The 26,391-nt window shown below is 38.2% G+C and carries 21 protein-coding genes and 4 pseudogenes; 9 read left to right on the forward strand and 16 right to left on the reverse strand.

The genetic code is table 11. The features are described 5' to 3' along the window. From fabZ to rpsB, 12 genes are all read right to left on the reverse strand, one after another. Complete coding sequence (fabZ, locus tag BTN50_RS06440; protein WP_096619461.1) at positions 1–453, reverse strand: 3-hydroxyacyl-ACP dehydratase FabZ; 453 nt, start codon at positions 451–453, stop codon at positions 1–3. A 145-nt stretch (positions 454–598) separates the two neighbouring features. Next, positions 599–1,621: a UDP-3-O-(3-hydroxymyristoyl)glucosamine N-acyltransferase gene (gene lpxD / locus BTN50_RS06445; RefSeq protein ID WP_096619462.1), complete on the reverse strand. Its 1,023-nt coding sequence runs from the start codon at positions 1,619–1,621 to the stop codon at positions 599–601. 12 nt (positions 1,622–1,633) lie between these two features. Next, positions 1,634–2,143, reverse strand: a complete 510-nt coding sequence (locus tag BTN50_RS06450; RefSeq protein WP_096619463.1) for an OmpH family outer membrane protein — start codon at positions 2,141–2,143, stop codon at positions 1,634–1,636. 22 nt (positions 2,144–2,165) lie between these two features. Then, the gene (gene bamA, locus BTN50_RS06455) at positions 2,166–4,565 is read right to left on the reverse strand and encodes an outer membrane protein assembly factor BamA (RefSeq protein WP_096619464.1); all 2,400 of its coding nucleotides are present in this window, start codon (positions 4,563–4,565) and stop codon (positions 2,166–2,168) included. A gap of 35 nt (positions 4,566–4,600) precedes the next feature. Next, the gene (rseP, locus tag BTN50_RS06460; protein WP_096619465.1) at positions 4,601–5,956 is read right to left on the reverse strand and encodes a sigma E protease regulator RseP; all 1,356 of its coding nucleotides are present in this window, start codon (positions 5,954–5,956) and stop codon (positions 4,601–4,603) included. Beyond that, positions 5,953–7,149, reverse strand: a complete 1,197-nt coding sequence (gene ispC / locus BTN50_RS06465; RefSeq protein ID WP_096619466.1) for a 1-deoxy-D-xylulose-5-phosphate reductoisomerase — start codon at positions 7,147–7,149, stop codon at positions 5,953–5,955. Before ispC ends, rseP begins: the two co-directional genes overlap by 4 nt. Before the next feature lie 71 nt (positions 7,150–7,220). After that, the gene (locus tag BTN50_RS06470) at positions 7,221–8,069 is read right to left on the reverse strand and encodes a phosphatidate cytidylyltransferase (protein WP_096619467.1); all 849 of its coding nucleotides are present in this window, start codon (positions 8,067–8,069) and stop codon (positions 7,221–7,223) included. Between the two features lie 13 nt (positions 8,070–8,082). Further along, entirely contained in the window at positions 8,083–8,853 is a 771-nt protein-coding gene (locus BTN50_RS06475; RefSeq protein ID WP_096619468.1) for an isoprenyl transferase, read from the reverse strand. A 75-nt stretch (positions 8,854–8,928) separates the two neighbouring features. Then, entirely contained in the window at positions 8,929–9,486 is a 558-nt protein-coding gene (frr, locus tag BTN50_RS06480) for a ribosome recycling factor (protein ID WP_096619469.1), read from the reverse strand. Positions 9,487–9,541: 55 nt separating this feature from the next. Next, on the reverse strand, positions 9,542–10,270 hold the full coding sequence (pyrH, locus tag BTN50_RS06485) for a UMP kinase (RefSeq protein WP_096619470.1): 729 nt from the start codon (positions 10,268–10,270) through the stop codon (positions 9,542–9,544). An 87-nt stretch (positions 10,271–10,357) separates the two neighbouring features. Then, positions 10,358–11,203, reverse strand: a complete 846-nt coding sequence (gene tsf / locus BTN50_RS06490; RefSeq protein ID WP_096619471.1) for a translation elongation factor Ts — start codon at positions 11,201–11,203, stop codon at positions 10,358–10,360. Positions 11,204–11,324: 121 nt separating this feature from the next. Continuing rightward, positions 11,325–12,053, reverse strand: a complete 729-nt coding sequence (rpsB, locus tag BTN50_RS06495) for a 30S ribosomal protein S2 (RefSeq protein ID WP_096619472.1) — start codon at positions 12,051–12,053, stop codon at positions 11,325–11,327. Positions 12,054–12,367: 314 nt separating this feature from the next. On the opposite strand from rpsB, the gene map reads away from it, so the two are divergent. From map to BTN50_RS11355, 3 genes are all read left to right on the forward strand, one after another. After that, a complete protein-coding gene (gene map / locus BTN50_RS06500; protein ID WP_096619473.1) occupies positions 12,368–13,165 on the forward strand; it encodes a type I methionyl aminopeptidase in 798 nt (265 codons plus the stop codon). Positions 13,166–13,251: 86 nt separating this feature from the next. Next, the gene (locus tag BTN50_RS11350; RefSeq protein WP_223823198.1) at positions 13,252–14,334 is read left to right on the forward strand and encodes a [protein-PII] uridylyltransferase family protein; all 1,083 of its coding nucleotides are present in this window, start codon (positions 13,252–13,254) and stop codon (positions 14,332–14,334) included. Between the two features lie 953 nt (positions 14,335–15,287). Further along, positions 15,288–15,515 carry a hypothetical protein gene (locus BTN50_RS11355; protein ID WP_223823197.1) on the forward strand — a complete coding sequence of 76 codons (228 nt, stop codon included), beginning with the start codon at positions 15,288–15,290 and terminating at the stop codon, positions 15,513–15,515. Positions 15,516–15,905: 390 nt separating this feature from the next. Here BTN50_RS11355 and BTN50_RS12670 read toward each other — a convergent pair. Together BTN50_RS12670 and BTN50_RS12675 are read right to left on the reverse strand one after the other, a co-directional pair. Continuing rightward, positions 15,906–16,091: pseudogene (locus BTN50_RS12670) on the reverse strand (IS5/IS1182 family transposase); the annotation flags it as partial. A 25-nt stretch (positions 16,092–16,116) separates the two neighbouring features. Further along, the gene (locus tag BTN50_RS12675; protein ID WP_449240174.1) at positions 16,117–16,326 is read right to left on the reverse strand and encodes a hypothetical protein; all 210 of its coding nucleotides are present in this window, start codon (positions 16,324–16,326) and stop codon (positions 16,117–16,119) included. A gap of 1,350 nt (positions 16,327–17,676) precedes the next feature. Here BTN50_RS12675 and BTN50_RS06515 point away from each other — a divergent pair. Then, the gene (locus BTN50_RS06515) at positions 17,677–18,648 is read left to right on the forward strand and encodes a TAXI family TRAP transporter solute-binding subunit (RefSeq protein WP_096619474.1); all 972 of its coding nucleotides are present in this window, start codon (positions 17,677–17,679) and stop codon (positions 18,646–18,648) included. Between the two features lie 122 nt (positions 18,649–18,770). On the opposite strand, the pseudogene BTN50_RS10495 reads toward BTN50_RS06515, so the two are convergent. Further along, positions 18,771–19,282: pseudogene (locus tag BTN50_RS10495) on the reverse strand (transposase); the annotation flags it as partial. A gap of 665 nt (positions 19,283–19,947) precedes the next feature. Here BTN50_RS10495 and BTN50_RS11810 point away from each other — a divergent pair. Both BTN50_RS11810 and BTN50_RS06525 read left to right on the forward strand, forming a co-directional pair. Beyond that, positions 19,948–20,070: a hypothetical protein gene (locus BTN50_RS11810; protein ID WP_256386969.1), complete on the forward strand. Its 123-nt coding sequence runs from the start codon at positions 19,948–19,950 to the stop codon at positions 20,068–20,070. Between the two features lie 112 nt (positions 20,071–20,182). Next, the gene (locus tag BTN50_RS06525; protein WP_096619475.1) at positions 20,183–20,371 is read left to right on the forward strand and encodes a hypothetical protein; all 189 of its coding nucleotides are present in this window, start codon (positions 20,183–20,185) and stop codon (positions 20,369–20,371) included. Positions 20,372–20,460: 89 nt separating this feature from the next. Here the strand turns inward: BTN50_RS06525 and mltA are convergent, their stop codons facing one another. Beyond that, on the reverse strand, positions 20,461–21,615 hold the full coding sequence (gene mltA, locus BTN50_RS06530) for a murein transglycosylase A (RefSeq protein ID WP_223823196.1): 1,155 nt from the start codon (positions 21,613–21,615) through the stop codon (positions 20,461–20,463). A 364-nt stretch (positions 21,616–21,979) separates the two neighbouring features. Between mltA and BTN50_RS06535 the strand changes: the two are divergent. The 3 genes and pseudogenes from BTN50_RS06535 (at position 21,980) to BTN50_RS06545 (ending at position 26,061) form a co-directional block, all read left to right on the forward strand. Then, positions 21,980–22,872, forward strand: a pseudogene (locus tag BTN50_RS06535) (IS5 family transposase). A gap of 522 nt (positions 22,873–23,394) precedes the next feature. Then, on the forward strand, positions 23,395–24,702 hold the full coding sequence (hemL, locus tag BTN50_RS06540; RefSeq protein ID WP_096619547.1) for a glutamate-1-semialdehyde 2,1-aminomutase: 1,308 nt from the start codon (positions 23,395–23,397) through the stop codon (positions 24,700–24,702). 526 nt (positions 24,703–25,228) lie between these two features. Further along, positions 25,229–26,061 (forward strand): annotated as a pseudogene (locus BTN50_RS06545) (IS5 family transposase). The last annotated feature ends 330 nt before the right edge of the window (positions 26,062–26,391 follow it).

Raw genomic sequence — 26,391 nt, forward strand, 5'->3', positions numbered from 1 at the left:
TTAAAATTCTCTTCTGGCACACTTCAGGTCAGCGGAACAAACTACTTTATCATCAACTTTAGCTACACCTTTAAATGCAGCGATACCAAAGCGTTCTTTTATGAACTCAACTTCAAGTACCATTTGATCACCAGGCGTTACTGGCGCACGAAATTTAGCATTGTTAATGCTGGCAAAATAATAAAGCTCATTTTCAGCAGGTGCCCCGAAAGTTTTAAACGCTAACAAACCTGTTGCTTGCGCCATCGCCTCAAGAATAAGCACCCCCGGAAAAACCGAGAGTTGAGGAAAATGACCTGTGAACTGAGGTTCATTCACTGATACATTTTTAATCGCATGAAGGTACTTACCTTCTGCAAAATCGATGACGCGGTCAATCAACAGAAATGGATAACGATGAGGCAGCAGCTCTCTAATTTCTTTAATAGTCAAAACATTATTTTCGCAAATCAAAGTAATATTCCTGTGTGAAAAGCTTATTATTCATGTTGATTAACGCAAAATGGCCCACTTTGCAGGCCATGGCTATACGTTGAGCGTAAAGACACTACTGATGTAGACCCTAGTCACCAGAATATGCCATTCGAGACAGCAGTTACTAGCTATCTTTTATTTGTTTTTCAATGGCTTTTAATCTTTTTTGCATATCTCCAATTTTCATAACTCTTGCTGTGGTCTTTCGCCACTCATGATTTGTCTGCAAAGGAATACCAGAAGAATATATGCCAGGTTCAGTGATAGAACGCATCACCATACCCATACCGGTGATCGATACGCTATCCGTGATTTCAAGATGCCCATTAATGACACATGCTCCGCCAATGATGCAGTGTTTGCCTATGTTAGTACTACCTCCGATTACTGTTGCTCCAGCAATGGCGGTATTTTCACCTATCGAAACATTATGCGCGATTTGACACTGATTGTCGATAATGACACCATCCTCAATAAGGGTGTTATTCAATGCGCCACGATCAATCGTTGTATTGGCACCCACCTCAACTCGGTTACCAATAATCACACTTCCAACCTGCGGAATTTTAATCCAGCAGCCTCTATCATTTGCGTAACCAAAGCCATCAGAACCAATGACTGCCCCTGATTGAATAAGACACGATTTGCCTAATGTTACACCATGATAAATCGATACATTTGTCCATAAGCGAGTCCCTGAACCAAGTGATGCATTTTTACCTACAAAGCAACCTGCCCCAATTTGTACGTTATCACCCAGCTCAACACCATCTTCAACCACCGCATTATATCCGATTGCAACGCCTACGCCGATGATTGCCATTGGAGAAATGTATGCTGATGGAGCAATGTCAATCGCACATGCAGGTGAAGTGTAGAGCAGTTGTGCTGTCAACGCATAGCCTAGATAAGGATCCTTAACAACAAGTGCATTATTATTGCAATATGAAAGATCTGCTTTCTGGAGCATCACTGCGCTAGCCTTACATTCAGCAAGATGTTTGCGATATTTACTGTTTGCAAGAAACGTCAATTGTCCCTCTTTAGCTTTATCTATACCCGCAATTGAGTGAATAACGATGGCACCATCACCATGGAGTTCAGCACCCAGTTTTTCCACTAGTTCAATAAGAGTAATAGAAGCCATTTTTTACCTTACTTATTTTATTGCGTTCAAAACTTTTTCAGAGATATCATCTTTAGGGTCAGCAAACAGAATAGCTTGGCGGTCCAAAATTAAATCATAATCTTCTTTTTGTGCCAACAATGAGATTGTTTTTTGTAATTTTTCAATAAGCTGACGTTGCTCTTCTGAGCTACGTTTACGCTCATCTTCTTTCAAGTTATTAACTTTGAGTTTGTAATCAGCATCTAGAGATTGCAGTTTTCGCTGGAGTTTAGTGCGTTCTTTCTCACTCATCAATTCACCATTGCGCTTGAGCTTATCAATACCCATGCCTAACTTTTTTTCTAGGGACTCAACTTCTGCTATTCGATCTTTGAATTCATTATGCAACTTTTCACTGACATTACTTTGTTTTGCCATTTGCGCAAGAACAGAACCTGTCGAAACATAGCCAATTTTTTGAACAGTATCAGCTGCTGAAACAGGCATTGAAGCGCTAAGAATGGTGAGGCTAATACCTGCCGCTTTAATAAATGATTTCAAAATATGCTCCTGAATTAAAAAGTCAGAACACCTGACCTATCGTAAAATTGAAGAATTCTTTTCTATCACCTTTATAACGTTTAATAGGCTTAGAAAGTGAAAATATTAGTGGACCTACTGGGGAATGCCACTCCAATGCAACACCATATGAAGCACGATAATTTGTTGGATTACTATAGTCATAGATGTATTCTTGACCATCAATAATTTTTGCATTCTTAAGATCGTACTCGGTATCCCACACTGATGCTACGTCAACAAACACACTGGTACGGATTGAATTTCGTACTTGCGCAGGTATAAGTGGTGTTGGAAAAATCAATTCAACACTAGTTAATGCCGTTGCATTACCACCTACAGAGTTATGACTACCAACTAACGCAGGATTATTACCTGCACCCTGGTCATAAACTGCTTTTGGACCAGCAGAATTTGAGCGGAAACCACGTAATGTTGAAAAGCCACCAATATAAAAATTTTCATAAAATGGCATCAAGTAATCATTCTTGCCATTATTGCCGTAGCCATTACCGTAGCCAAGGCTACCACGCATCAATAAAGTAAAACTGTGTGATTTAGTCAGAGGCATATATTGGCGAGCCTCATACTGTGTCTTGAAAAATTGAACATTTGATCCCGGCACTGTCATGTGGAAAGATGCACGTTGATAATTACCATTCGTTGGAAATAAACCTAGATTGAGGTTGTTTCGACTCCAACTTACAGACCAGTCAAAAGCATTGACTTTAAGACTACCATTCTCTGTAATATTATTTTCTTGGGAATCAAGAAATTTTTTCATTTGGTAAGATCCACCAAGATTTCCTATCAAACGATGCGTATAACCCAACATAAAGTCGAAGTAATTCAAATCATCAAATGGGAAACCCCATGTCAAATTGGTACCATAACTTTTATCTGTGTAATCAACAATATTTGCATGTGACGCTTCAAATTCATTGTGGAATACCTTGCCACCCAAACTGATACCATCTAAGGTCCAGTAAGGATTACGATATTCAAGTGTCAGGTTTTTTTGATAACGATTACGCGTGGCATGAATACCTAATCGATTACCGGTACCAGCAAAGTTTTCCTGTTTAAAACTAGTTTGAAAACTAAGGCCTGATGAGCTCCCGTAGCCAACACCAAAGTCAGCAGCGCCTGAATGGGCTTCTTTTACGGTATAATCAATATCGACTTGATCATTAAATTCTGTTACTGGTGTCATACGTACATCTACCGTTTCAAAATATCCAAGACGGCTAATGTGTTTTTTACTGGCTTCTATAAATTTGGTATTTAGCCAAGAACCTTCCATTTGTCGCATTTCTCGACGTAATACTTCATCTCGTGTATTTTGGTTACCAGAAAATTTGATTTTTCTTACATAAACACGATTACCTAATTCAATGTTTACATTTAATGCGACAGTTTGATTATCCTCATTAAATTCAGGAATTGTTGCGACTTGTGTATAAGCATAGCCCTGTTCACTAAGCTGGCGTTTAATCGCATCTTCTAACGCAGTGACCTTTTCACCTTTGTATGTTTCACCAGCTTTAATAGTCACAAGAGATGAATAATCGTCTCCCTTTTTTCCGCCACGGAAATTAATGTTAGAAACATTAAAAGGAAGTCCTTCATCGATAGTAAGGGTAATGTATACGCCTTTTTTATCTGGGGAGAGAGATATATGTGTCGATGCAACATGAAACTTTAGATAACCGTGATTTAAATAAAATAATTTAAGGTTTTCTATGTCCCTTGCAAGAATTTGTTCTTGATACTTGTCATCAGCAAGAAAGTTCCACCAAGGCACGTCGGCACGAAGTTTAAAGTTTGACTGCAGTTCTTCATCGCTAAAAACATCATTGCCAATAAAATTAATTTGTTGCACTTTTGTAGAAACACTTTCAGTGAATACAAACTTAACATCCGCTCGGTTGCGTGGTAACGGTGTGATTATCGTACTCACTTGAGCATTGTATTTACCTACACTGTAATAAAAATTTTTTAGTTTTTTCTCAATATGCGATAGCGCAGCACGGTCTAAATATGTTCCTGCATGTAAGCCTGATGCTGTCAGATGTTTGTTAAGTTTCTCATCTGCAATTATCTTGTTACCAGAAAATGAAATACGGGTTATTATGGGACATTCTATGACTTTAACTAAGATATCTTCGCCATCTTTAAAGACACGTATATTTTCAAAATTACTTGTCGAATACAAGGACTTGATAATTCCTGCAACATTATTATCATCTATATTATCGCCGGATTGTACCATCATAGAAAGTAATGCCGTATCGAGGCTGACTCTTTGAAGCCCTTCAAATCGAATATCTTTCACCACAAACTCAGTTGCTGTGATAGAACTTGAAAATAAAAGCGCGACTATTAAGAAATTTTTCATCACCATTGCTGCTCTGGTTTCTCCTTGTTAACTGTTGAATCCTACAGTCGGGTAATATCGTTAAATAACGCCATGGCCATCAACACCACAATAATAGTTGAGCCAATACGGTATCCCATATCCTGCACGCGTTCAGGGATGGGGTGACGTGTCACGGCTTCAATGCCAAAAAACAACAGATACCCACCATCAAGAACCGGTAACGGTAATAAATTAATAATTCCTAAATTAATGCTGATAAGTGCGAGGAAACTTAGGAAATGAACTAAACCTAAGTTTGCGGTCATTCCTGCACCTTTTGCGATTGAAATAGGCCCACTTAAATTTTTCATATCTACATCACCCGTGATGAATTTTTTGATCATACCAACGGTGAGGGTTACCATCTGCCAGGTCTTATTTATGGCTTGTGGTATAGCCTTTAAAGGGCCATACTGCATTGTAATTTTGTGTGACTCAGGCCAAGATTCTGCTCTTGGCGTAAATCCTGCGTAACCAATATTTATGCCATCTTGTTCACGTGAGTCAGGAACAAGTTCTAACATAATATTTTGTTCATTTCGACGTATTGAAATTGGTAACGACATTTGTGGATGAGCACGAACATATATGATCACTTGGTTCCAATTATCGATTGGGAGACCATCAATTGTCAGCACTTCATCTCCCTCCAGCATACCTATACGCTCTGCTGGACTTCCTTTAACCACTTGAGCAATAACGTTCGTTATCTGTGGGAAGTACGGCACAATACCTAGTGTATGTAGCGGTGATTCTGTATCTGGATCATAAGCCCATTCCGTCAAATCGAGAGACTTGGTCACAACATAATCTACACTGTTATTTGGTTGCAGAGTAAGCGTCATGTTGTCATCGCCTATGTGCGAAATAAATTGCACATTTACCGATACCCAATCAGGTGTTTTGACGCCAGATACTTCGGTAAGTTCCATGCCAGACTCAATTCCAGCCTTCGCCGCAATAGATTGAGGAACCACGTTACCAATTACTGGTTTTACAGTTTGTATACCGATAAGCATAACAAGCCAGTAAGCAAATATTGCAAACAGAATATTCGCAACAGGACCTGCAGCAACTATCGCACTTCGTTGCCATAATGGACGATAGTTGAACGTGTGAGTCTTCATTGTTTCTGGCACATCATCTACTCGTTCATCGAGCATCTTAACGTAACCGCCAAGCGGTATCATTGCTAAGGTGTATTCAGTGCCATTCTTTCCAACATGTTGCCAAATCGCTTTACCAAAGCCAATAGAAAAACGTTCAACTTTTACATCACAACAACGTGCAACCCAAAAGTGACCAAATTCATGCACCACGACTAGTAAACCTAACGCCATCAAAAAAAATATTAAATTCCATAATATTGCACTCATCGTGCGATCCTATAAAGCCATTTCTTTGCCATTAATCGTGCCTCGGTATCAATATCGAGCAAACATTCAATGCTTGACGGTTCTTCAAATATAGACTGTTGTAACACAGCATCATTCATTTCAGCAATTTGCGTAAATCCAATGATCCCACGCAGAAAGGCATCGACAGCGATCTCATTGGTAGCATTTAGCGTTGTTGTCACGGCTTGGCCAGCGTAACACGCATCAATAGCTAGCTTTAAACAAGGATAACGTTTGAAGTCAGGCTTTAAAAAGCTGAACTCACCCACAGATGTGAAATCAATCGCTTTCACTCCAGCATCAATACGTTGCGGGTATGCCATGGAATATGCAATTGGCGTATTCATATCAGGGTGTCCCATTTGGACCATTACTGATCCATCTCGATATTGAACCATAGAATGAATAATTGATTGAGGATGAATTAAAACATCTAATTGTTCGCGTTTTGCGTTAAATAGCCAACGAGCTTCAATGTACTCAAGACCTTTATTCATCATCGTCGCGGAATCGACCGAAACCTTCGGGCCCATAACCCAATTAGGATGAGCGATAGCTTGAGCTGGCGTCACAGTAGATAAAACATCTATTTTACTATGACGAAAAGGACCACCAGAACCGGTTAGTAATATTTTACTAACCCCTTCAGATTCAAGATCACAAATACCTAATTGTGATTGAATAGAAGCAGGCAGGCATTGAAAAATAGCGTTGTGCTCACTGTCAATGGGCAATAATTTCGCACCATAGCGATGTACCGCATCAATAAAAAATTGGCCTGACATGACCAAGGCTTCTTTATTCGCGAGTAGGATACGTTTTCCAGATTTAATCGCAGCCATAGTAGGAATGAGGCCCACAGCCCCAACCACTGCGGCCATGACAGTATCCACGTCCGAATGTGATGCAAGTGAAGACAAACCATCGATGCCACTAAACACTTGAGTTTTCACTCCCTGCTGTTGTAGCGTGCTCCGCAGCTGTCTAGCAGCATGGTCATCAGACATCGCTGCAAAACGAGGCTGCCACTTCATACAAAGGATAATCATTTTCTTTACATTAGTATTTGCAGCTAATGCAAATACTTCAAAAGCATGAGGGTTTTTTTCAACCACTGCAAGTGTGCTGTTACCGATAGAACCTGTCGCACCAAGAATCATTAATTTACGCATAGATAACTCAATTATTATTTACTTACAATCAGTAGATAAAGCACATCATCGGCAATTGATTAGTGATATATTTACGCTAACCAGAAATATAATACTGTGAAAATAGGGAAAGCAGCGGTAAGGCTATCGATTCGATCAAGTATCCCACCGTGTCCAGGTAAAATACTACCGCTATCTTTCACACCAGCGACACGTTTAAACATGCTTTCAGTCAAATCACCTAATACTGATGCAAAAGAGGTAATTAGCGCGATGATGCACAATATGTAAATAGAAGAAAATGGAATTGAAATAGTAGTTGCTGTCACGGTTGTCACAAGTACTGACGCAATCAAACCACCAACTAAACCTTCAACAGTTTTATTTGGGCTAACGGATGGCGCTATTTTTCTTTTACCAAAATGTTTTCCCGTAAAGTAAGCACCAATATCAGCAGACCATACAAGCAAACATACCAATAGCACTAACTTAGCACCTAAATATGGGTGCACGTGATAGTCACTAGCACGGAGCAACAAGACGCTCCACAAAAAAGGAAGCAAAGTAAGAACGCTGAAAATCTGTTGAAAAAAAGTACTGTCAGACCACCAGCATGTATCCTTTGGGTATTTCAGCACCATCACAGTAGCAAATAACCACCAAACAGTACCACTAAGTGCAATAATGCTTCCATTCATGGTTGTGATGTTCCACCCTGAATAATTAACAGGCAAGACATAAAGAGAACCGATTAAAATGAACGCAGGGGTAGTAATTCCATTGAAGCGAGAAGACACATCAATGAGCTTTGTCCATTCCCAGTGACCAAGCAAAGTTACACTAGAGATGGCAATAACAAAAATATGAAACGGCAAGAAAAATATGCCTGCGATAACCAAAGGGGCTAACACAGAGGCTGTTAAGACGCGTTGTTTCAGCAAACGGAACCCCTCTTTATTTTTTTACTGGTAATAAAGCCTGAATTTGCTCACCCGTACACCCAAAACGACGTTCACGGTTGAGATACCATGCTATGGCATCGGTTAGACTCGCTTCGTTAAAATCGGGCCAAAATTGTTCAGTGAAGTACAGTTCGGCGTAGGCCACTTGCCATAGCATAAAGTTGCTAATACGACATTCTCCGCTAGTGCGGATCATTAGGTCTACATCAGGAACATGTCCTGTTGTCAGTTGCGCTGAGATCTTCGCTTCTGTTAACTGCTCTGCACTAAGTACTCCACGTTCGACCTGACTTGCCAATTTTTGCATAGCTTGTAGAATATCCCATTGTCCACCATAGTTGGCAGCAACATTTAGAATAAGACCAATATTGTTTGCAGTAAGTGCTTCCGCAGAAGCAATTTTATCTTGGAGTGAGTTACTGAATCGAGATGTATCACCGATTACTTTTAATCGAACGCTATTTTTATGTAGTTGTTTTATTTCACGTCCTAACACAGTGACAAATAGTTCCATTAACAAGCGAACTTCTTCTTCAGAACGCCGCCAATTTTCACTACTAAAAGCAAAAAGTGTTAACACTTGAATACCGAGACGATTAGCGGCTGAAACCGTTTTTTTGACGGCGTCAACACCGGCTTTATGCCCAAACATGCGGGCTTTACCACGTGATTGAGCCCAACGACCATTGCCATCCATGATGATAGCAATGTGTTTTGGTAATAGGCTTGAATCCGTAATGAAATTTGGAGATTGGGAACTCATGATTATCCTTCGCAAATAAAAAGCGCTGTATTGCTAGCACAGCGCTTCGGCAACGGAATCAGACTGTAGCCAGAATTAAATTTCCATCAACTCTTTTTCTTTCGCTTCAAGAATCGTATCAATGTTTTTTACTGTTGCATCAGTTAACTTTTGAATATCATCTTGACCACGACGTTCATCATCTTCTGAAATGTTTTTATTTTTCAGTAAACCTTTTAGATGACCATTAGCGTCACGGCGAATATTGCGAACAGCTACACGCCCTTGTTCCCCTTCACCACGAACAGTCTTAACGAGGTTACGACGCCGTTCTTCTGTTAGTGGAGGCAATGGAACATGAATAACCGCACCTGCGGACATTGGGTTAAGCCCGAGATTAGATGTCATGATAGCTTTTTCAACAGTTTGAGTTAATGATCTATCAAAAACAGTAATAGCCAATGTACGTGCGTCTTCAACAATGATAGAAGCAAGTTGCTTTAGTGGCGTTGCTGCACCGTAGTAATCTATCAAGATACTATCAAGCAGTCCAGGATGAGCACGGCCAGTCCGGATTTTAGACAGCGTATTTTTCAGTGTTTCAATGCTTTTGTGCATACGTTCTTTTGCATCTGCGTTAATTTCATTAATCACGAGAGTATCCTTGAAGATTCTTTCTCTAATTAGTGAATTATGCCACTAATTTTGATTAACCGTTATTAATTAGTGTGCCTTCTTCCTCACCCATCACAACTCGGCGCAATGCGCCTGGCTTATTCATGTTAAATATACGGATTGGCATCTTATGATCACGCGCGAGCGTGAAAGCAGCCAAGTCCATTACTTGTAATTCTTTTTCCAGCACATCTTGGTACAATAGGTGATTATATAACTCAGCGTTAGAATTTTTAGCTGGATCGTCAGTATAAACACCATCAACTTTAGTCGCTTTAATCACGATCTCTGATTCTATTTCAATACCGCGTAAGCACGCAGCAGAGTCCGTGGTGAAAAATGGGTTACCGGTACCAGCAGAAAAGATCACTACGCGTCCGTTCCGCAGTTGGCTAATAGCTTCAGCCCAGTTATAACTATCACAAACACCATTTAATGGAATAGCGGACATTACTCGTGCATTCACATAGGCACGATGTAACGCATCACGCATAGCCAAACCATTCATTACGGTAGCTAGCATACCCATGTGGTCACCAACAACCCGGTTCATACCTGCTTCAGCAAGGCCAGCACCGCGGAATAAGTTGCCACCACCGATAACTAAGCCAACTTGAACACCAAGTACAACAAGCTCTTTAATGTCTTGCGCCATCCTGTCTAGAGCTGCAGGATCAATACCGAACCCGCCTTTTCCTTGCAGCGCTTCTCCGCTTAATTTAAGCAAAATACGTTGATAGGCTGGTTTTGGGTTTGTAGTCATTATCATAACCTTTAGGCATTTACGTTTATGGATGTGTTTATAAAAAGACCGTAGGATTCTGCGGCCTTTTTTATATTCAAAGAAGGATTAACCTTTTTGAACTGCAGCTATTTCGTCTGCGTAGCTTATTTTTGGAGCCTTTTCGATACCTTCTCCTACTTCTAAGCGAGCAAAGTTAGAAACTGATGTGTTTTTTTCTTTTAAGAATTCACCAACAGAGCTCTTAGGTTCCATAATGAATGGTTGACTAAGCAGAGAAACTTCACTTATGAATTTATTCATGCGTCCAATAACTATTTTTTCGGCAATTCCATGTGGTTTCCCTTCGTTCATAGCAATTTCAACTTGAATCTGTTGTTCTTTCGCTATGATGTCAGCTGGGATGTCTTTTGGATTAATGTACTCTGGTCTAGAAGCCGCAATGTGCATTGCAATGCGTTGAAGAATTGTTTTATCGCCTGCACCAGCAACAATAACACCAATGCGCTCACCATGACGGTAAGAAGCAGTTAATACACCTTGAACATATCGAACACGACGGATAGAAATATTTTCACCGATCTTAGTTACTAGAGCGATACGTGCTTCTTCAAATTGAGCTTGCAGTTCTTCAATCGTAGATTTAGACGTTAATGCAGCGTCAGCAACTGAGTTTGCAAATACAGTAAAACTGTCATCTTTAGCAACGAAATCCGTTTGACAATTAATCTCTACTAATACTGCGACGTCATTAACATTTTTGATGGTGATTGTGCCTTCAGCTGCAATGTTACCAGCTTTTTTAGCAGCTTTAGCTGCGCCACTTTTACGCATGTTTTCGATTGCTAGCTCAATGCAGCCATCACTTTCAACAAGCGCTGTTTTGCATTTTATTATACCTGCGGCTGTGCGCTCACGCAGTTCTTTAATTAGAGCAGTGGTAACAATTGCCATTGTTCAAACCTCGATTTGAAATTTTTGGGTAAAAACTAGGGGCCGTGTATTGGGCTTTCCTAGCCTATAGCACCGTTCATAACAGTCTGATTGCTAAGAATGCTCATAGTGAGTAATTGTATCACTCCGCGACTTCAATTAATTCGTCTTCAGCTTGAACGATGATGTCCTGACTACGGCCTTTAGTGTAAGACTTAGATGCAGCATTCAAGTAAAGTTGAACAGCGCGGATTGCGTCATCGTTACCTGGAATAACTAGATCAACACCATCTGGGTTAGAGTTGGTATCAACTACAGCGTATACTGGAATACCCAGATTGTTCGCTTCTTTGATAGCAATGTGTTCGCGATCTGCATCAATTAGAAATAGTGCGTCAGGAAGCCCACCCATATTTTTGATACCGCCAAGAGACTTTTCAAGTTTCTCCATTTCTCTGGTACGCATAAGAGCTTCTTTTTTAGTTAACTTTTCAAAAGTACCGTCGGTTGCTTGAACTTCTAGCTCTTTAAGACGCTTGATTGACATCCGAACTGTTTTCCAGTTAGTCAACATGCCTCCCAACCAACGATTGTTTACATAGAACTGGTCACAGCTTTCAGCTGCTGCTTTTATAGAATCACTAGCGGCTCGCTTAGTACCCACGAAAAGAACTTTACCTTTACGTTTGCCGATTTTAGCTAGCTCGCCAAGCACTTCGTTGAATAGTGGTACAGTTTTTTCTAAGTTAATGATATGAACTTTATTTCGTGCCCCAAAGATAAATGGTTTCATCTTTGGATTCCAGTAACGGGTTTGGTGGCCGAAGTGAACTCCAGCTTTAAGCATGTCACGCATTGAAACAGTAACCATTATAAATCCTCTAGGGGTTAGGCCTCCACATATCTCATACGTCCGACCCTAATGGGCACCCCGGAGCATGCGTCGATATGTGTGTGAGTTAAATTAAAATAACATTGATAATACCCTTATTAAAATCTATCAAGTAGACTTATTAAGGAGGAATATTTCGGCGCGCTTTATACCATAAAAAGCAAACGTAAATCTAGTATAACAAAGTCATTGGAGATTCGCTTGGGGTTCCTATATGGAGATGCGATGGATAATATGTAATGATAACAGTAAATATATTCCTTGCTAAACAGGGATCCAACTGAGAGATAATAATGAGCGTAATTATTAAATCGGTAGAAGAAATCAGGAAAATGCGTGAAGTTGGGCGTCTTGCAGCACAAGTTTTGGAAATGATTGAGCCGTATGTTAAAGTAGGTGTAACCACGAAAGCCCTCGATGATCAATGCCATACATTTATCACTGAAACGCAAAACGCGATTCCAGCACCGCTCAATTATTATGGTTTCCCTAAGTCTATTTGCACGTCTATTAACCATATTATTTGCCATGGTATTCCGAATAATCGTGATGTTCTTCAAAATGGTGACATTATCAATATTGATATTACAGTCATTAAAGATAGCTACCATGGTGACACATCAAAGATGTTTTTGGTGGGAGATGTTTCTCAAGAAGATAAAGCTTTGTGCTATGCGGCTCAAGCAAGCTTATATCAAGCCTTAATGAAAGTAAGACCAGGCGCGCGCTTTGGCGATCTAGGCACTGCAATTCAAAAATTTATTAAAAACCTCCCTAAGCGCTACTCCATTGTGAAAGATTACTGTGGACATGGTATTGGTGCAGTATTTCATGAGGACCCGCAAATAGTACACTATAAAAACAACAACTGCACACTGATTAAACCAGGCATGTGCTTTACCATTGAACCTATGATTAATGCAGGTAAGTGTGAGACTATGCTAGATAATGAAGATGGATGGACGGTGTATACGGTGGATGGCAAAAAATCCGCACAGTGGGAACATACAATTTTAGTGACTGACACTGGGTGTGAAATTCTAACCCTTCGCAAAGAAGAAATATTGTCTCGCATTTTAAACAATACATAATCATTATTTTAAAGTAGATTTTGCACCGACTTGTTATGACTCGCAAATTAATTATCTAACATAAGTTAGTGCCACCAAGGAAGATAATGAATAACCTTTTGCTTACTTTCAACAAACTAACTCACGAACAATTCAATATAGTTGAACTCAAGCATCAACTATCAGAGTTCGGCGAAGCACAAAAAGAGGCTTTTATTACGCATGTGTCAGTGAATGACTTAGTATATAAGCGCTCCCAATACATAGATGAACTCTTGAAGCATCTTTGGACTCATTTTAGATTACATCATAATCCAAATCTCTTATTGATTGCAGTGGGCGGTTATGGACGTCGTGAATTACACCCACTTTCAGATATTGATCTTTTAATTTTTCGTAAAAATGAATTAAATAAACAAGATGAAAGCCGTATAAGTAAATTTATTGCCTCAGTGTGGGATTTGAAGCTAAAAATTGGACATAGCGTCAGAACGCTATCCGAGTGCGTTAACGTAGGGCTCAATAATCTTACCGTAGCTACCAACCTTCAAGAAGCTCGCTTACTTTACGGTAGTGAATCCATCTTCTATCAACTCAAAAACTGCATTTATTCAGAACAATTCTGGCCCATCTCTAAATTTTTTAAAGCAAAAGTCCAAGAGCAGCATGATCGGCATGCACGTTATCATAATACCGCCTATAATCTTGAACCTGATATTAAGTCTAGTCCCGGTGGTTTGAGAGATATTCATATTATCAGCTGGATAGCTAATCGACATTTTGGGACAACCAGTTTACGTGAGATGAGTAAGTATGGCTTTTTAACAGATGCTGAATGTTTGGAATTAGACGAGTGTCAAACGATGCTTTGGCGTATACGGTTTGCTCTGCACATAGAACTGCGTCGATACGATGATCGTTTGAGATTTTCCCACCAATCTTCGGTGGCGGATACGCTTGAATATAAAGGAAAAGGAAACCACGGCATCGAATTAATGATGGAAGATTTTTTTGATATATTTGGTCGTGTTTTAGAACTCAATAAAATGCTAATTCATTTATTTGCTCAAGTTATAGAAGATGAACCAAATTATAAAAATATAGAAGTAATAAGTGGTGATTTGCAACGTCGTGAACGTCAGATTAAAACACGCAAACTAACTTTTTTTAAATGTGTTCCGCCACTATAGTTACTATATTTTAGTACATTGCTAACGATAATTATACTGAGTTTATTGTAGCACCAACACTGCGCCAACTGAGAACAATAAGGCGTCAATTAAATCGGTTTTTATGTGATGAACCAGCAGCAAAAGAGAAATTTATAGAATGAACTCATCACCCTAATGCTTTGTATAAAGGATTTTTTAATGCATAAACATGGTGTGCTTTCAGCGGATCTGCCTCAATGGAACCAAATGATCAGCAAAATATAGTTCAATTTTTTTATGCATATGCCGTTAATGAACACACTATATGTTTACTTAAGCATATTAAGGGTTATTGTCTAGGAGAAAGCTGAAAAAAACACCTAATTTGCTACGGTGTTTATCCATGTTTGACTAAGCTTGAATTCTTATTGCTTTCTGTGATATATTCATAATATAGGTAAAAATCGCGGTGGAGACCACTCTAAAATTGGAGCAAAAAAATTTATACTTTTGTGCATTGAACATGGATTGTTCGCGCCCTAAATAAAACTTCGCTAGTTGGTTGATAAAAGATCGTTCGCTGGTATCAGTCACCACACAACGACGTGATATTTACAATCCAGAAGTAATCACCTCATTTGCAAATTTCGTGCGTAATGAAGAACATTTGGATTATCTCATTTGTCTCACTGTGGCAGATGTGCATGCAACCAGTCCTGAATTTTTGAACAGTTAGGAGCGCACCTTACGGACAGAACTTTATTAATCCACTCAAAAATTTGTGTAACGTGATTTAGGACCCCCCCCCCCGACATTTACGAAGAGACTCATCACAATCAACATCTTGCTTCCACAGTTTTGCGTCAGAATGAGTATACTTTTAAAAAATTGAAATTGTATAGCAACATTTTAAAGCTAACTACTTCTTTATGCCAGATTCATAAGTAAATCGCATGGCATAGCGAACATCTTCTAGGGCATACGATGATCCGATGGTTCTTGTAAGTGAACATTCAATGCGCGGTGGTACGAAAATCTTAATTTATAGCCCAAACAGACCTAGCTTGTTTGCACGTGCCGTTGTATCGTTCGCGAAGAACAACCTTAATGTTTATGATGCTCAGATTATGATAAGTAAAGATGGATTTACACTGGACATATTCGTGATTTTAGACGCGAGAAATAACGTAATATCATCCAGATCGCCATGTAGGGATTAAAGAGGCCGTAACGCATGCATTGTTACAAAAAAGCGTAATCACGATAACCTATTATAGAAGCCCCCCGTAAGTTAATGGCGTTCAACGCGAAAACCCAGATTAATTTTTTGGTCAACACATACTAGCAGACGCATATTACTAGAGCTAATAGTCCTTGATACACCAGAGTTACTGAATAACCTCCATTGGAGATCGAGTAGAAAATTTTTTTATTGTTACCCATAATAATTTATAATTTTTATTTGAAGAGGCACAAGCTTCATTAAAAAATAGTATTTTTTAAAAAACTAAACAATATTGCGTAGCAAAATAAGACAGTACAGCATATAGTAACGCATATTAGCCATGTATCCAATGAATTGATTGTGATGTAAAGGTAATATTCATGTTCTATGAATGACTAATCGCTTTTGTTTTAGGAATGCTTAGCTTTGTTAGTTTATCTGATGCTTTTATCATTGCGTCAGTTTCACTAATCTGAGCGTTGTTATCTCTTAAGCTCAATATTTCTCCGAGGAGTTATTTGACTCGATATAGTGTCGTTTTTGGTAGGGAACGTTTGTGGTAACTACACCTTATTTTTTAATGCTGATTTGAACCATTAGTTTAATACTAACGGTTTCGTAATATTGTCTGGTATCGTAAGCACTATCAGCTGATATTGCGTTAATATTTGGTATATTTGTTTGAGCAAGTTAGATAGTACTTTACTGTCAGTCATATTTAATGCACTTAACTCAGCTGTAATGATCTTATGCGCATTTATATCTACTTGCTCCATGTCACTTGCACTTGACTCGTCGTTGCCCATTAGTCTAATGCTTTTTTATTGTTTATTCGTCTTCACCGTAGACTTTCAGCCTCGTAGAATCATTGGTTAAGTGCTAAATGGTTCCTTTATTCTTCGTCTTGAACGTATATGGTAACCGTTTTGGCTCGCGCACTAATGCATGAATAGTGAGAGTATGACAATGGTAGTTGAGCAAGTTTAAAAAGAAAAGTGAGGAATCCCATGATTACCCTGCTTAGTTTAATGCCATAACTAAATAACTTTTTGATTAACCCAGAATGTTAGTGAGCTATGATTGATTAAAGTTTGATTATACTGCTTCCAGTTAGCTATTTTTATAGCTAAGCTTCTTCATAGACCTGAATATTGAAATAATCCTAGCTGTTTAGAGTGTTGATTTAAAATGTAGCTTACTTATTTAGGAAGTAAAGCCGGTTGCTATAAATGGTTCTTTAGCAGAAACAGCAATGGTTAAAATCAAAAAACTACTGGAAGGGATATTGAGCCTAAGGGATTATACAATTCAGATTAGAGAGGCTTCCATCATCGCAACGTTAAATATGGATAACCGATTGAGAATTATATGAAATATTTTCATTACAATCAAATACGTAAGCAATGATTTTTTCAATTATCGCTCCTATACATACTAGAATCAGCAAGGTTTTTTGTTACCCACTAAAGATCACAATTCTTCCACTGCGTAGATACGCACTTCTTTCTGCACGTCAAGAGGAAAAAGTAGTTATACAGTGGGGTGCGGATTTTTAAAAATATGGCTTTATTTTCTGAATTAGGAAACAAAGCTTTCTAAGGTAGCAGATCGCCAGATCTGTGTGCAATACACATTGTATAAATAAATAAATTTATTTCTTCGTTTTCAGATAATTACTCACAAGATATTTCTTTATGATGTCATCGCCTACTATTAGCCGAAGGCAAATGTAATAAAGTTATTTGTGATTACCTACAGATCTGCCTAAATTCAATCAACTAATAAGCGAGAGTGTTTAATGGATATAGATGCTTTTTGGCAATATAAACCTCCGTGTCTAAGTCTCGTAAAATTTGGGGAAGATGGCATACGCATTGGATTTAAAAATAAATTAATCAATTAAGAAGGAGATAATGCGGAAAGTAATGCCGGATTAAATTTTTTGAATAATCAAGCTATCTTAAAAGATGAACTTAAATATGAATTTTGCGATAAATTTAAAAAATGTCTTTTATAACTTTGAAGCGTGAATCCTAACTCTTACGATTAAACAATGATTTTTAAATAATTTTATTGCAGACCTAAGTCATAAATTATTTATAAATGGCGGACTAGCACTGAGCAAACAACTATATTTTTGACAAGGAACATAAAGAATGAAAATGTTAAAAGCTGCTATTGTAGTAATAAATTTTGCAGCTGTTGTAGGTACTACCGTGCCAGTACAAGCCAACCAATTCGTTACAATCGGTACCGGAAGTGTAACTGGTGTTTACTATCCTACAGGCGGTGCAATTTGTCGTTTAGTCAATAACTTTACAAAAGACCATGGTATCCATTGTTCCGTAGAAAGTACCGGAGGTTCTATCTACAACATCAATACCATTCGTGCAGGTGAGCTCGACATGGGTATTGCTCAGTCTGACTGGCAGTTTCATGCCTACAATGGCAGCAGTAAATTTTTTGACCAAGGTTCTTTCAAAGGTCTTCGAGCAGTATTTGCAGTTCATTTTGAACCGTTCACCGTAGTTGCTCGTGCAGACTCTGGCATTAAAATATTTGACGACTTAAAAGGAAAGCGTGTAAATATAGGTAACCCAGGTGCAGGTCAGCGCGGCACCATTGAAGTGCTGATGGACAGGATGGGTTGGACCATGAACGATTTTAAAAAAGTGTCAGAGTTAAAAGCAACAGAACAATCTAAGGCTCTATGTGATAACAAGATTGATGCTATGGTTTATACTGTTGGTCACCCAAGCGGTGCAATTCAAGAAGCAACCACAGCTTGTGACAGTGTAGTTGTTGAAGTAGACAATGCAGCTGTACAGAAGCTAGTATCAGACAATGATTATTATCGTTCAGCAACCATTTATGGTGGTATGTACCGTGGCAACGATGGGGATGTAAGTACTTTTGGTGTAGCAGCGACCTTAATATCTTCGTCTGAGGTACCTGATGAAATTATTTACAACGTAGTTAAAGCAGTATTCGAAAATTTTGACGATTTTCGACGTTTACACCCTGCATTTACAAACCTAAAGAAGGAAGAAATGATTTTTGATGGTTTATCAGTCCCTCTTCACTCAGGTGCCGTAAAATATTATAAAGAAGCAGGCTTGCTCAAATAAAAAACTAGTCATGTATTCAATTAGTTAACTATGGCGTAAAGGCAATACTGTTTTATTTTTAATTCAAGTTCAGATAGCAAATCTTCACATGATTCACGATTAGACGCTCTTTTTCGCTTCCGCATACCTAGTTTTGTTAGTTTATTTAATGCTTTTATTATGACATAAGTTTTGTTAATCTGAGTATTGTAATCTCTTGGGATTCATGTCCCTTCTGGTAACTGACCGCTGAATTACGAGGGTGACTTCGTTTCTAAAAAGTTGATTCTTTTCTTGGTGGTAAGAGTGGAACCGCTCGTTTAATATAAATGGTTGCGTAACCATGTTAGGTGTTGTAAGCACTATTGGCTGATATTTCATTAATCCTACTGCGTGCCTGTTTGAGCAAATTTAAAAATAGAATGCATGAATTTTTGTAGACATCTCAATGGTATTAAAAATACGCATTTAACTCCATGAGGGCCATCGTAATAGCTAAGTTGCTAAATAAACGAGGTCTTTCATGATTACCCTTTTTAGTTTAATTCTATAGCCGAATAGCTTTTTCATTAATTCAAAATGTTAGTGATCCACGATTGATTACAGCTTGATTATATTGCTTCCGATTAGTTATTTTGTGGCGAAGCTTCTGCATAAACCTGAATATTTAAGTTAGTCTAGCTGTTTAGAGTGTTGATTAAAAATCTAGTTCCCTGATTTAAAAAATAAAGCTAGTTATCATAAACGTTTCTTAGCAGAGACGGCAATGGTTTAGTCAAAATACTCCTCGCAGAGACATTGAGCCTAAAGGATCACACAACTTAGATTAGTCAAACCTACGACATGATAAAAGCGTTACATAAGCTGACAAGACTAGGTAGGTCTAAAATAAAAGAAGTTGTCTAATAGTGAATCATGTTGGGATTTGCCATCTGAACTCTTATTAGGAAACAAAGCTACTAAGCCATTACTAGAGCTTTCATGATTAAACAGGTATTTTTAATGTCGTTGAAAAATCCGCAAAGATTTATTAATGCTGTTTCTTAACTTGCCCAACATCCATTGTCATGCCCTCATGATTTATGCAATTTCGAGCGAGCCTAAATGATTAACGTTGCGCTCAAAACTAAGACTAAAGGAGTTATACAGCACTTAGCCATTGATTCTGCGGGACTCAAAGTCTACGGTGAAGGTGAATAGCCAGTAAACAAACATGACATTGATGGTAAACGGCGAGTTTGGCGTAATTGCATTGAGTTGTGAGTATAAATATGTATTAAATGATTGCTGCTGAGTTCGGTGTATCAAATGTGACTGATAGTGAAGTGCTACCTAACTTGTTCAAATAGATCTTGCGCAGAATCCATGAACTATCAAGAGGTGGTGCTTACGGCACCAACTACGGTTGCACTTATCCCCTCAAAAAAAGGAGTAACGTTTTAGGAGCGTAGTTATCCGCTCAATTTAGCGGTCAGTTACCTGAAGTTATATAGTTCAAATAAGCATTAAAAAACGAGGTATAGCCACCATAAATGTTTCTCTACGAGAGACGGCAATGTTTCGAGTTAAAAAACTACCTGTAGGGATATTGATCCTAAGGGATTGCAATGCCCAGATTGATAAAATCTATGCAATGATAAAAGCGTTAAATAAGCTGACAGAGCTAGGGGATATCCAAAATAAAAGTGAGTATCTAATAGTGAGTTATTTTGGGATTTGCCATCTGCACTCGAATCAGGAATAAAATTTTTAAAACTGAGCTTTCAACACATTAAATAATAAAAGAACAATTGCTCCTGTTTTCGCCTTTACTTAGTTTGCAGGTGATTATTTTTACATAGGAAGTGTAAGTGTACTTGCACTATTCACGACATTTTTAAATGTTATATTTTGTTTGTCATGAGTTATAGCCTCATCTGACTTAACATCTACTATCGGTTTAGTCAGCTTCCATACACGCCCAAAATGTTTGTGATAGCCTGCTTTGATACCAGCAGCCTTTCCTATGCCATGATACAAATCGAGGTGATTTTCTTTCACTGCACTACCTGTATCCAAAGCCAGAAGAAGTTTGAGAACATGCTTGCCATTCCAATCACCTTCCTCATTAAGTTGGGGTACTTCAGCCATTAATATTGTTCCCATGGGTAAAAAATTTTTGTCAGCTGCGACAGAAGTATAAGGAAGCAACGGAATTCCTGCCGTTCCTGTTACAGGTGCTGACTGTTTAGGCAAAAAGAAAATATAAGACGGGTTCTGGTTCAGTAATTCTATCACTGAAGTTTCGTCTTGCATTGATACCCAGTCTTTAATTGCTTTTAGAGACATCTTTTCACGAGAGACTAAACCACGTTCAATCAATACTTTACCGATGCTTACATATGGGTGACCATTTTTTCCACCATAGGCAAAATATTCCAACTGATCTCTATTATCAAAATGGATAAAACCACTGCCTTGTATTTCCATTATAAAGTTATCAATCAGTGAGGCACTATAACCTAATTCAAGACCTAAACCGTCTAACGCACCATTATAAACTTCTTCACGCGTAGGACAGCGTTCAACACACGTTGGAAAGGCATACATTGGGTAACGGAATACTGTATCCGCTTGGTGTCGCATTTCAATCACTGGCGAGAAATACCCCGTGAACAATACGTTGCCTTCGCCATCACTGCCCCCCATTTGTTCTAATTTAATGCCGTAGTCTGTCAATGCTGTCGGTTCACCACTCTCAGAAAGCCATATTTTAACACCATTATAGAGAGGTTGGTTGGATCTAGATAATAAGGGCGATTGTATTTCCACTTTTTCCAGTTGCGCAAGGAAACGCAAATAGTCATGAGGCTTATCAGAAGCAATAAATGTCACAGGGTTGAGTACGTTATTAAACCCTCCATCAATGTACTGCTGGCCACGGTCAGTTGGTTGATTGCATCCAACTAAAAGTAAAGCAAAGCTCACAGTATAGAATGTATAATTCACATTAAATCCTGATGGTGAAAACATGTTTAAAAGAGTGACAGATACTAGTATTTTCTGCAATTAAATAATTTTGTTGTTTGACTTGAGTTCAGATAGACAGTCCTAAAATGATTAATTGATGACTTTTATTTTAGGTACACTGAGCCTTATCAGCTGATTTAACTTTCTTATTATTGCATAGGTTACGTTAATCTGGGCAGTGTAATTTTTTATGCTTACTGCTCCCCCCTAATAGCTTTTTAACTTCAACCATTGCTGTCTCTACTGTAGAACGGTTATGATAATCAGCCTTATTTCTTAGATCAGGGAATTAGATTTTTAATTAGTATTTTAAACAGCTAAGCTAATGTAAATATTTAAGTCGATGAAGAAACTTCGCTACGGCACAATTAACTGGAAGCAGTATAATTAAGCGCAGTTAATTAACATTCTGGATTGATGAAGAAGCCGTTCAACTATGGAATTAAACTAAGTAAGATAATCATTGAAGACTTTCGTTTATTGAGCGACTTAGCCATTACGACTGTCTCCTCGTGGTTAACCGCATATTTTCGATGTCATGAAGAGGTCTGCAAGGATTCATTAATTCTATTTTTAAATTTGTTCAATTGTCGTTAGCATGCCCTCGCTATTCATGAATTTATAAGCGCACCAAAACGATTAATGTCGCGTTCAAGATGGAGACTCAAGGAGTCATTCGGCACTTAGTTATTAATTTTACAGGGCCTAAAGTCTACGATGAAGGTGAATGAACAGTGAAAGAGTATGGTTCTGATGGGCAGAAGCGAGTCTGGTGCAAGTTATATTGAGCAGTAGCTATAAATACGCATGAAATAATTGCTGCTGAGTTAAGTGTACCAAGTGTGACTGTTGGTGAGGTATTACTTAATTTGCTCAAGCAGACTGACCGGAGAATCAATGAAATATTAGGAGATGGTGCTTACGACACCGCTTGTATTAAATGAGCGATTTTACTCGTCCCACACAAAAGAAATAACTTGTTGTGAACGAAGTTATCCGCATCATCTAGCGATCAGATACCAGAAGTTATACGGTTCAAATGAACATGAAAAAACGAAGCATGGTTACCGTAAACGTTCTCTATCAGATACAGCATTGCTTTGAATCAAAAAATTGCTAGTAGGAAGATGGAGTTTAAGAGATTATAATGCTCAGATTAACGTAGCCTATATTGTGATAAGTGCCTTAAATAAGCTGATAGGACTAAGTATGTTTAATCCAAAAGTAATTATCTAATGTTCATCCTGTTGAGGTGTATTATCTGAACTAAAATTAGGAAACAAAGCCGATATGACAATGACAGATGAGCAAATTTTAGAGCAGAATAAATGTATTTTGCTGCTTTATAAATGATATTGAGAATGCTTGTTTGATTATGATAATCATCGTAATAGCTCAGTCATTAAACAAAAAAATTTCCTCTGATTACTATATTTAGTTTTATTCCATAACTGAATGGCTGCTTCATCAATCCAAAAGCCTAGTGAGCTACTATTGATTAAAGCTTGATTATGCTGTTTCTTGCTTTGTAGCGCAGCGTGTCCATAAACCTAGATATTTATGTGAGTCTAGTTGTTTAGAGAGCAGATTGACAATTAAATTTTTTAATATATGAAATAAAACCTTAGGATTCAATGCTGCAAATTATTATTAATAATATGCATATGAAGATTAATGCATCAATAAATTCGACTAATGTCACTGTATTTTGTACAATATTTTATAATTAAATGATAAAAAGTAACCTAAACAATGATCATGACAAAATCAACCAAGTTATGTCAACAAGCCTGCAAAACCATCCCGGGAGGCGTGAATTCTCCTATTCGTGCCTTTGTAAACGTTGGTGGCGACCCAATTTTCATTGAGCGAGCAAACGGTGCTTATATTTATGATGTCGATGGTAACGCTTATATTGATTATATTGGTTCATGGGGGCCAATGATTTTAGGCCACAACAATATCGTAATTCGTGATGCTGTCATTGAAGCAGTGCAGAGAGGTTTAAGCTTTGGCACACCAACAGCAAGTGAAATCGCACTAGCAGAATTGGTGAGTCAATTAGTGCCATCAATGGAAATGGTTCGTATGGTGAGTTCAGGGACTGAAGCCACCATGAGTGCTATACGCCTTGCTCGTGGTTTTACTCACCGTGATAAATTGATTAAATTCGAAGGTTGCTATCATGGCCACGCGGATTGTTTACTTGTGAAAGCAAGTTCTGGCACCCTAATGCTTGGTGAGCCAACATCATCCGGTGTACCAGCAGGCTTTGCCAAGCACACACTAACGTGTACATTCAATGATCTCGACTCCGTTCGTGCAGTATGCGAGCAATATCCCGACGAAATTGCTTGTATTATCGTGGAACCTGTCGCTGGTAACATGAATTGCATTTTACCACAACCTGGCTTTCTTGAAGGTCTGCGCGAGTTATGTGATGAATTTGGTGTACTATTGATCTTTGATGAAGTGATGACGGGTTTCCGTGTTGCTCTAGGTGGAGCTCAAGCGTATTATAATATTAAACCGGATCTCACCACATTAGGTAAAGTCATCGGTGGCGGGATGCCTGTGGGTGCATTTGGTGGTCGTCGTAATATAATGGAATATATCGCCCCAATAGGACCTGTTTACCAAGCAGGTACGTTATCTGGAAACCCAGTAGCAATGGCTGCAGGTGAAGCTGCTTTGAATGAACTTCGTAAAGAAGGTAATGAAGCATACTTAGAGAGTACTACTCAACGTTTGGCTCAGGGCTTTAAAGCTACAGCAAAAAAACATGGCGTATCATTAGTCATCAACCAAGTAGGCGGTATGTTTGGCTTCTTCTTCACGGATAAAAACAGCATTACATGCTTCTCAGATGTTCATCAATGTGACATCAAAAAATTCAAATGCTTTTTTCATTTGATGTTAGAACAAGGCATATATTTGGCACCTTCGGCATTTGAAGCAAGCTTTACATCACTTGCTCATGGCGAGAAAGAACTAAAAGTAACACTAAAAGCCGCTGACAATGCTTTTGCCGAACTTGCATATCGTAAAAAGTGCCAATATATATAATGTTTACATGATGCTAATGTGTAGTTTTTCAAGTTATGTGCTTAAACGGTTGAATTTCGTGTAATGAACTATCTTTTGTGAGGACATCATTGTGATTGTCCTGAATGTTAGTGCCATGTTTATAAACAAACAAGTGTAGTTTAAAAATGCGAAACAGGTCAGGAGTGGATACTCATGCTATCGTTGTAAGTAATGCTGTTCCACCTTTCAGTTTGCATATACTGACAAAATGTGTCAGCCGAATATAATATAACACATTATTACATTTGCTATGGGCAATGCCGGCACTTGTGATGCACTTCGAGTGCTACATATTAGTACTAATGTGACTGTTCGTGTTTTAAAAAGTCCAATTTAGCTGTTTAACTATGCTTTTTCTTGACGTGCAGAAAGTAGCTTGTATCTTCAAAGTAAGTGAGTAATAATTTTTGTGAGTAGCAAAAGAGGGGCTGTACTTTTTCAAGTTATGGAACTGAAGTATTAGTCTATGTTCTAAACAGCTAGGCTTGCTGAAATATTCAGGTTTATGGATAAGTTTCACTATAACACAGCCAATAAGAGGCGATATGAGAAAGCTGTAATCAATTGTGGCTCACTAACATTCTGGATTGGTGAAGAAGCTATGCAGCTATGCAATCAAATCAAAAAGGGTAATCATGGGAGATCTTGTGTCTTTAGCGGCTTGGTTATGATGACGGCTTGCATGGCCAAACGTGTGTTTGAAATGCGATTTATAGATTTGCAAGGATTCATCAATTTTATTTTCAAACTTACTTAGCTACCGTTATCATATTCTTATTACTCATGCATTAGTAAGCAATCCAAAATGGTTAATGTGGCGTTCGAGACGACGACTAAAGATTTACGATGTAAGCGAATAGCAAGTAAAAAAGCATGGCATTGGTGGTAAATGTTGAGTCTGGTGCAAGTTAAATTTAGTGATAGACATAAATACGCATGAAATCATTGAGACTGACTCAAGTTCATTAAATGTGACTTACAGTGAAGTGCTACCTAACTTACTTAAATAGACCCGCCGAACAATCAATGAAGTATCGGTAGATGGTGCTTATACGACACCAGACAACATTACGAAATCGTTTATATTAAACGAGTGGTTTCAATCATCCCACAAAGAAAAGAAAAAATTTTGGAAAACGAGATTATTCGTGCAATCTAGCGGTTAGTTGTCAGAAGTTATGCAGTTTAAATCAGTATCGAAAAATGAGGTATGGTTACCATAGATGTTCCCGATCAGAGACAGTAATGTTTCGGGTTAAAAAACTCTTCAAAGGGATATTGAGTCTAAGAGATCATAATGCTTAGATTAGCGAAATTTACGCTATGACAAAAGCGTGAAATAAATTGAGCTTGCTAGGCATGCCTAAAATAAAAGTGATTGTTTAATCGTTAATCATGTTGTGATTGTTATCTGCACTTAAGTTAGAAAACAAAGCTTTTTAAATGTAACGTAAATTATTTTAGCTATCATGATAATGCATGAATACTGAGGGCAAAGCAATAGCAGTTGAACAAATTTAAAAAATAGAATTAATGAATTTTTACTAAGAATTTAATGGGATTAAAAATACTCGCTTGACCATACGAACTATTGAATGGCGAAGTCACTAAATACACAAGGTTTCTTACGGTTACTCTATTTGATTTGATTCCATGGCTGCATGGCAT

The sequence above is a fragment of the Candidatus Enterovibrio altilux genome, from assembly GCF_002381345.1.
Classification (GTDB): Bacteria; Pseudomonadota; Gammaproteobacteria; order Enterobacterales; family Vibrionaceae; genus Enterovibrio; species Enterovibrio altilux.

Coding starts and splice junctions, on each gene's coding strand:
- BTN50_RS11355 (WP_223823197.1), top strand. CDS start 15,288: ATGGTTCTTGTAAGTGAACATTCAATGCGCGGTGGTACGAAAATCTTA.
- tsf (WP_096619471.1), bottom strand. CDS start 11,203: ATGGCAATTGTTACCACTGCTCTAATTAAAGAACTGCGTGAGCGCACA.
- bamA (WP_096619464.1), bottom strand. CDS start 4,565: ATGGTGATGAAAAATTTCTTAATAGTCGCGCTTTTATTTTCAAGTTCT.
- hemL (WP_096619547.1), top strand. CDS start 23,395: ATGACAAAATCAACCAAGTTATGTCAACAAGCCTGCAAAACCATCCCG.
- BTN50_RS06475 (WP_096619468.1), bottom strand. CDS start 8,853: ATGAGTTCCCAATCTCCAAATTTCATTACGGATTCAAGCCTATTACCA.
- ispC (WP_096619466.1), bottom strand. CDS start 7,149: ATGCGTAAATTAATGATTCTTGGTGCGACAGGTTCTATCGGTAACAGC.
- pyrH (WP_096619470.1), bottom strand. CDS start 10,270: ATGACTACAAACCCAAAACCAGCCTATCAACGTATTTTGCTTAAATTA.
- rpsB (WP_096619472.1), bottom strand. CDS start 12,053: ATGGTTACTGTTTCAATGCGTGACATGCTTAAAGCTGGAGTTCACTTC.
- BTN50_RS12675 (WP_449240174.1), bottom strand. CDS start 16,326: ATGGGCAACGACGAGTCAAGTGCAAGTGACATGGAGCAAGTAGATATA.
- lpxD (WP_096619462.1), bottom strand. CDS start 1,621: ATGGCTTCTATTACTCTTATTGAACTAGTGGAAAAACTGGGTGCTGAA.
- BTN50_RS11350 (WP_223823198.1), top strand. CDS start 13,252: ATGAATAACCTTTTGCTTACTTTCAACAAACTAACTCACGAACAATTC.
- BTN50_RS06525 (WP_096619475.1), top strand. CDS start 20,183: ATGTTTCGAGTTAAAAAACTACCTGTAGGGATATTGATCCTAAGGGAT.
- BTN50_RS06515 (WP_096619474.1), top strand. CDS start 17,677: ATGAAAATGTTAAAAGCTGCTATTGTAGTAATAAATTTTGCAGCTGTT.
- map (WP_096619473.1), top strand. CDS start 12,368: ATGAGCGTAATTATTAAATCGGTAGAAGAAATCAGGAAAATGCGTGAA.
- rseP (WP_096619465.1), bottom strand. CDS start 5,956: ATGAGTGCAATATTATGGAATTTAATATTTTTTTTGATGGCGTTAGGT.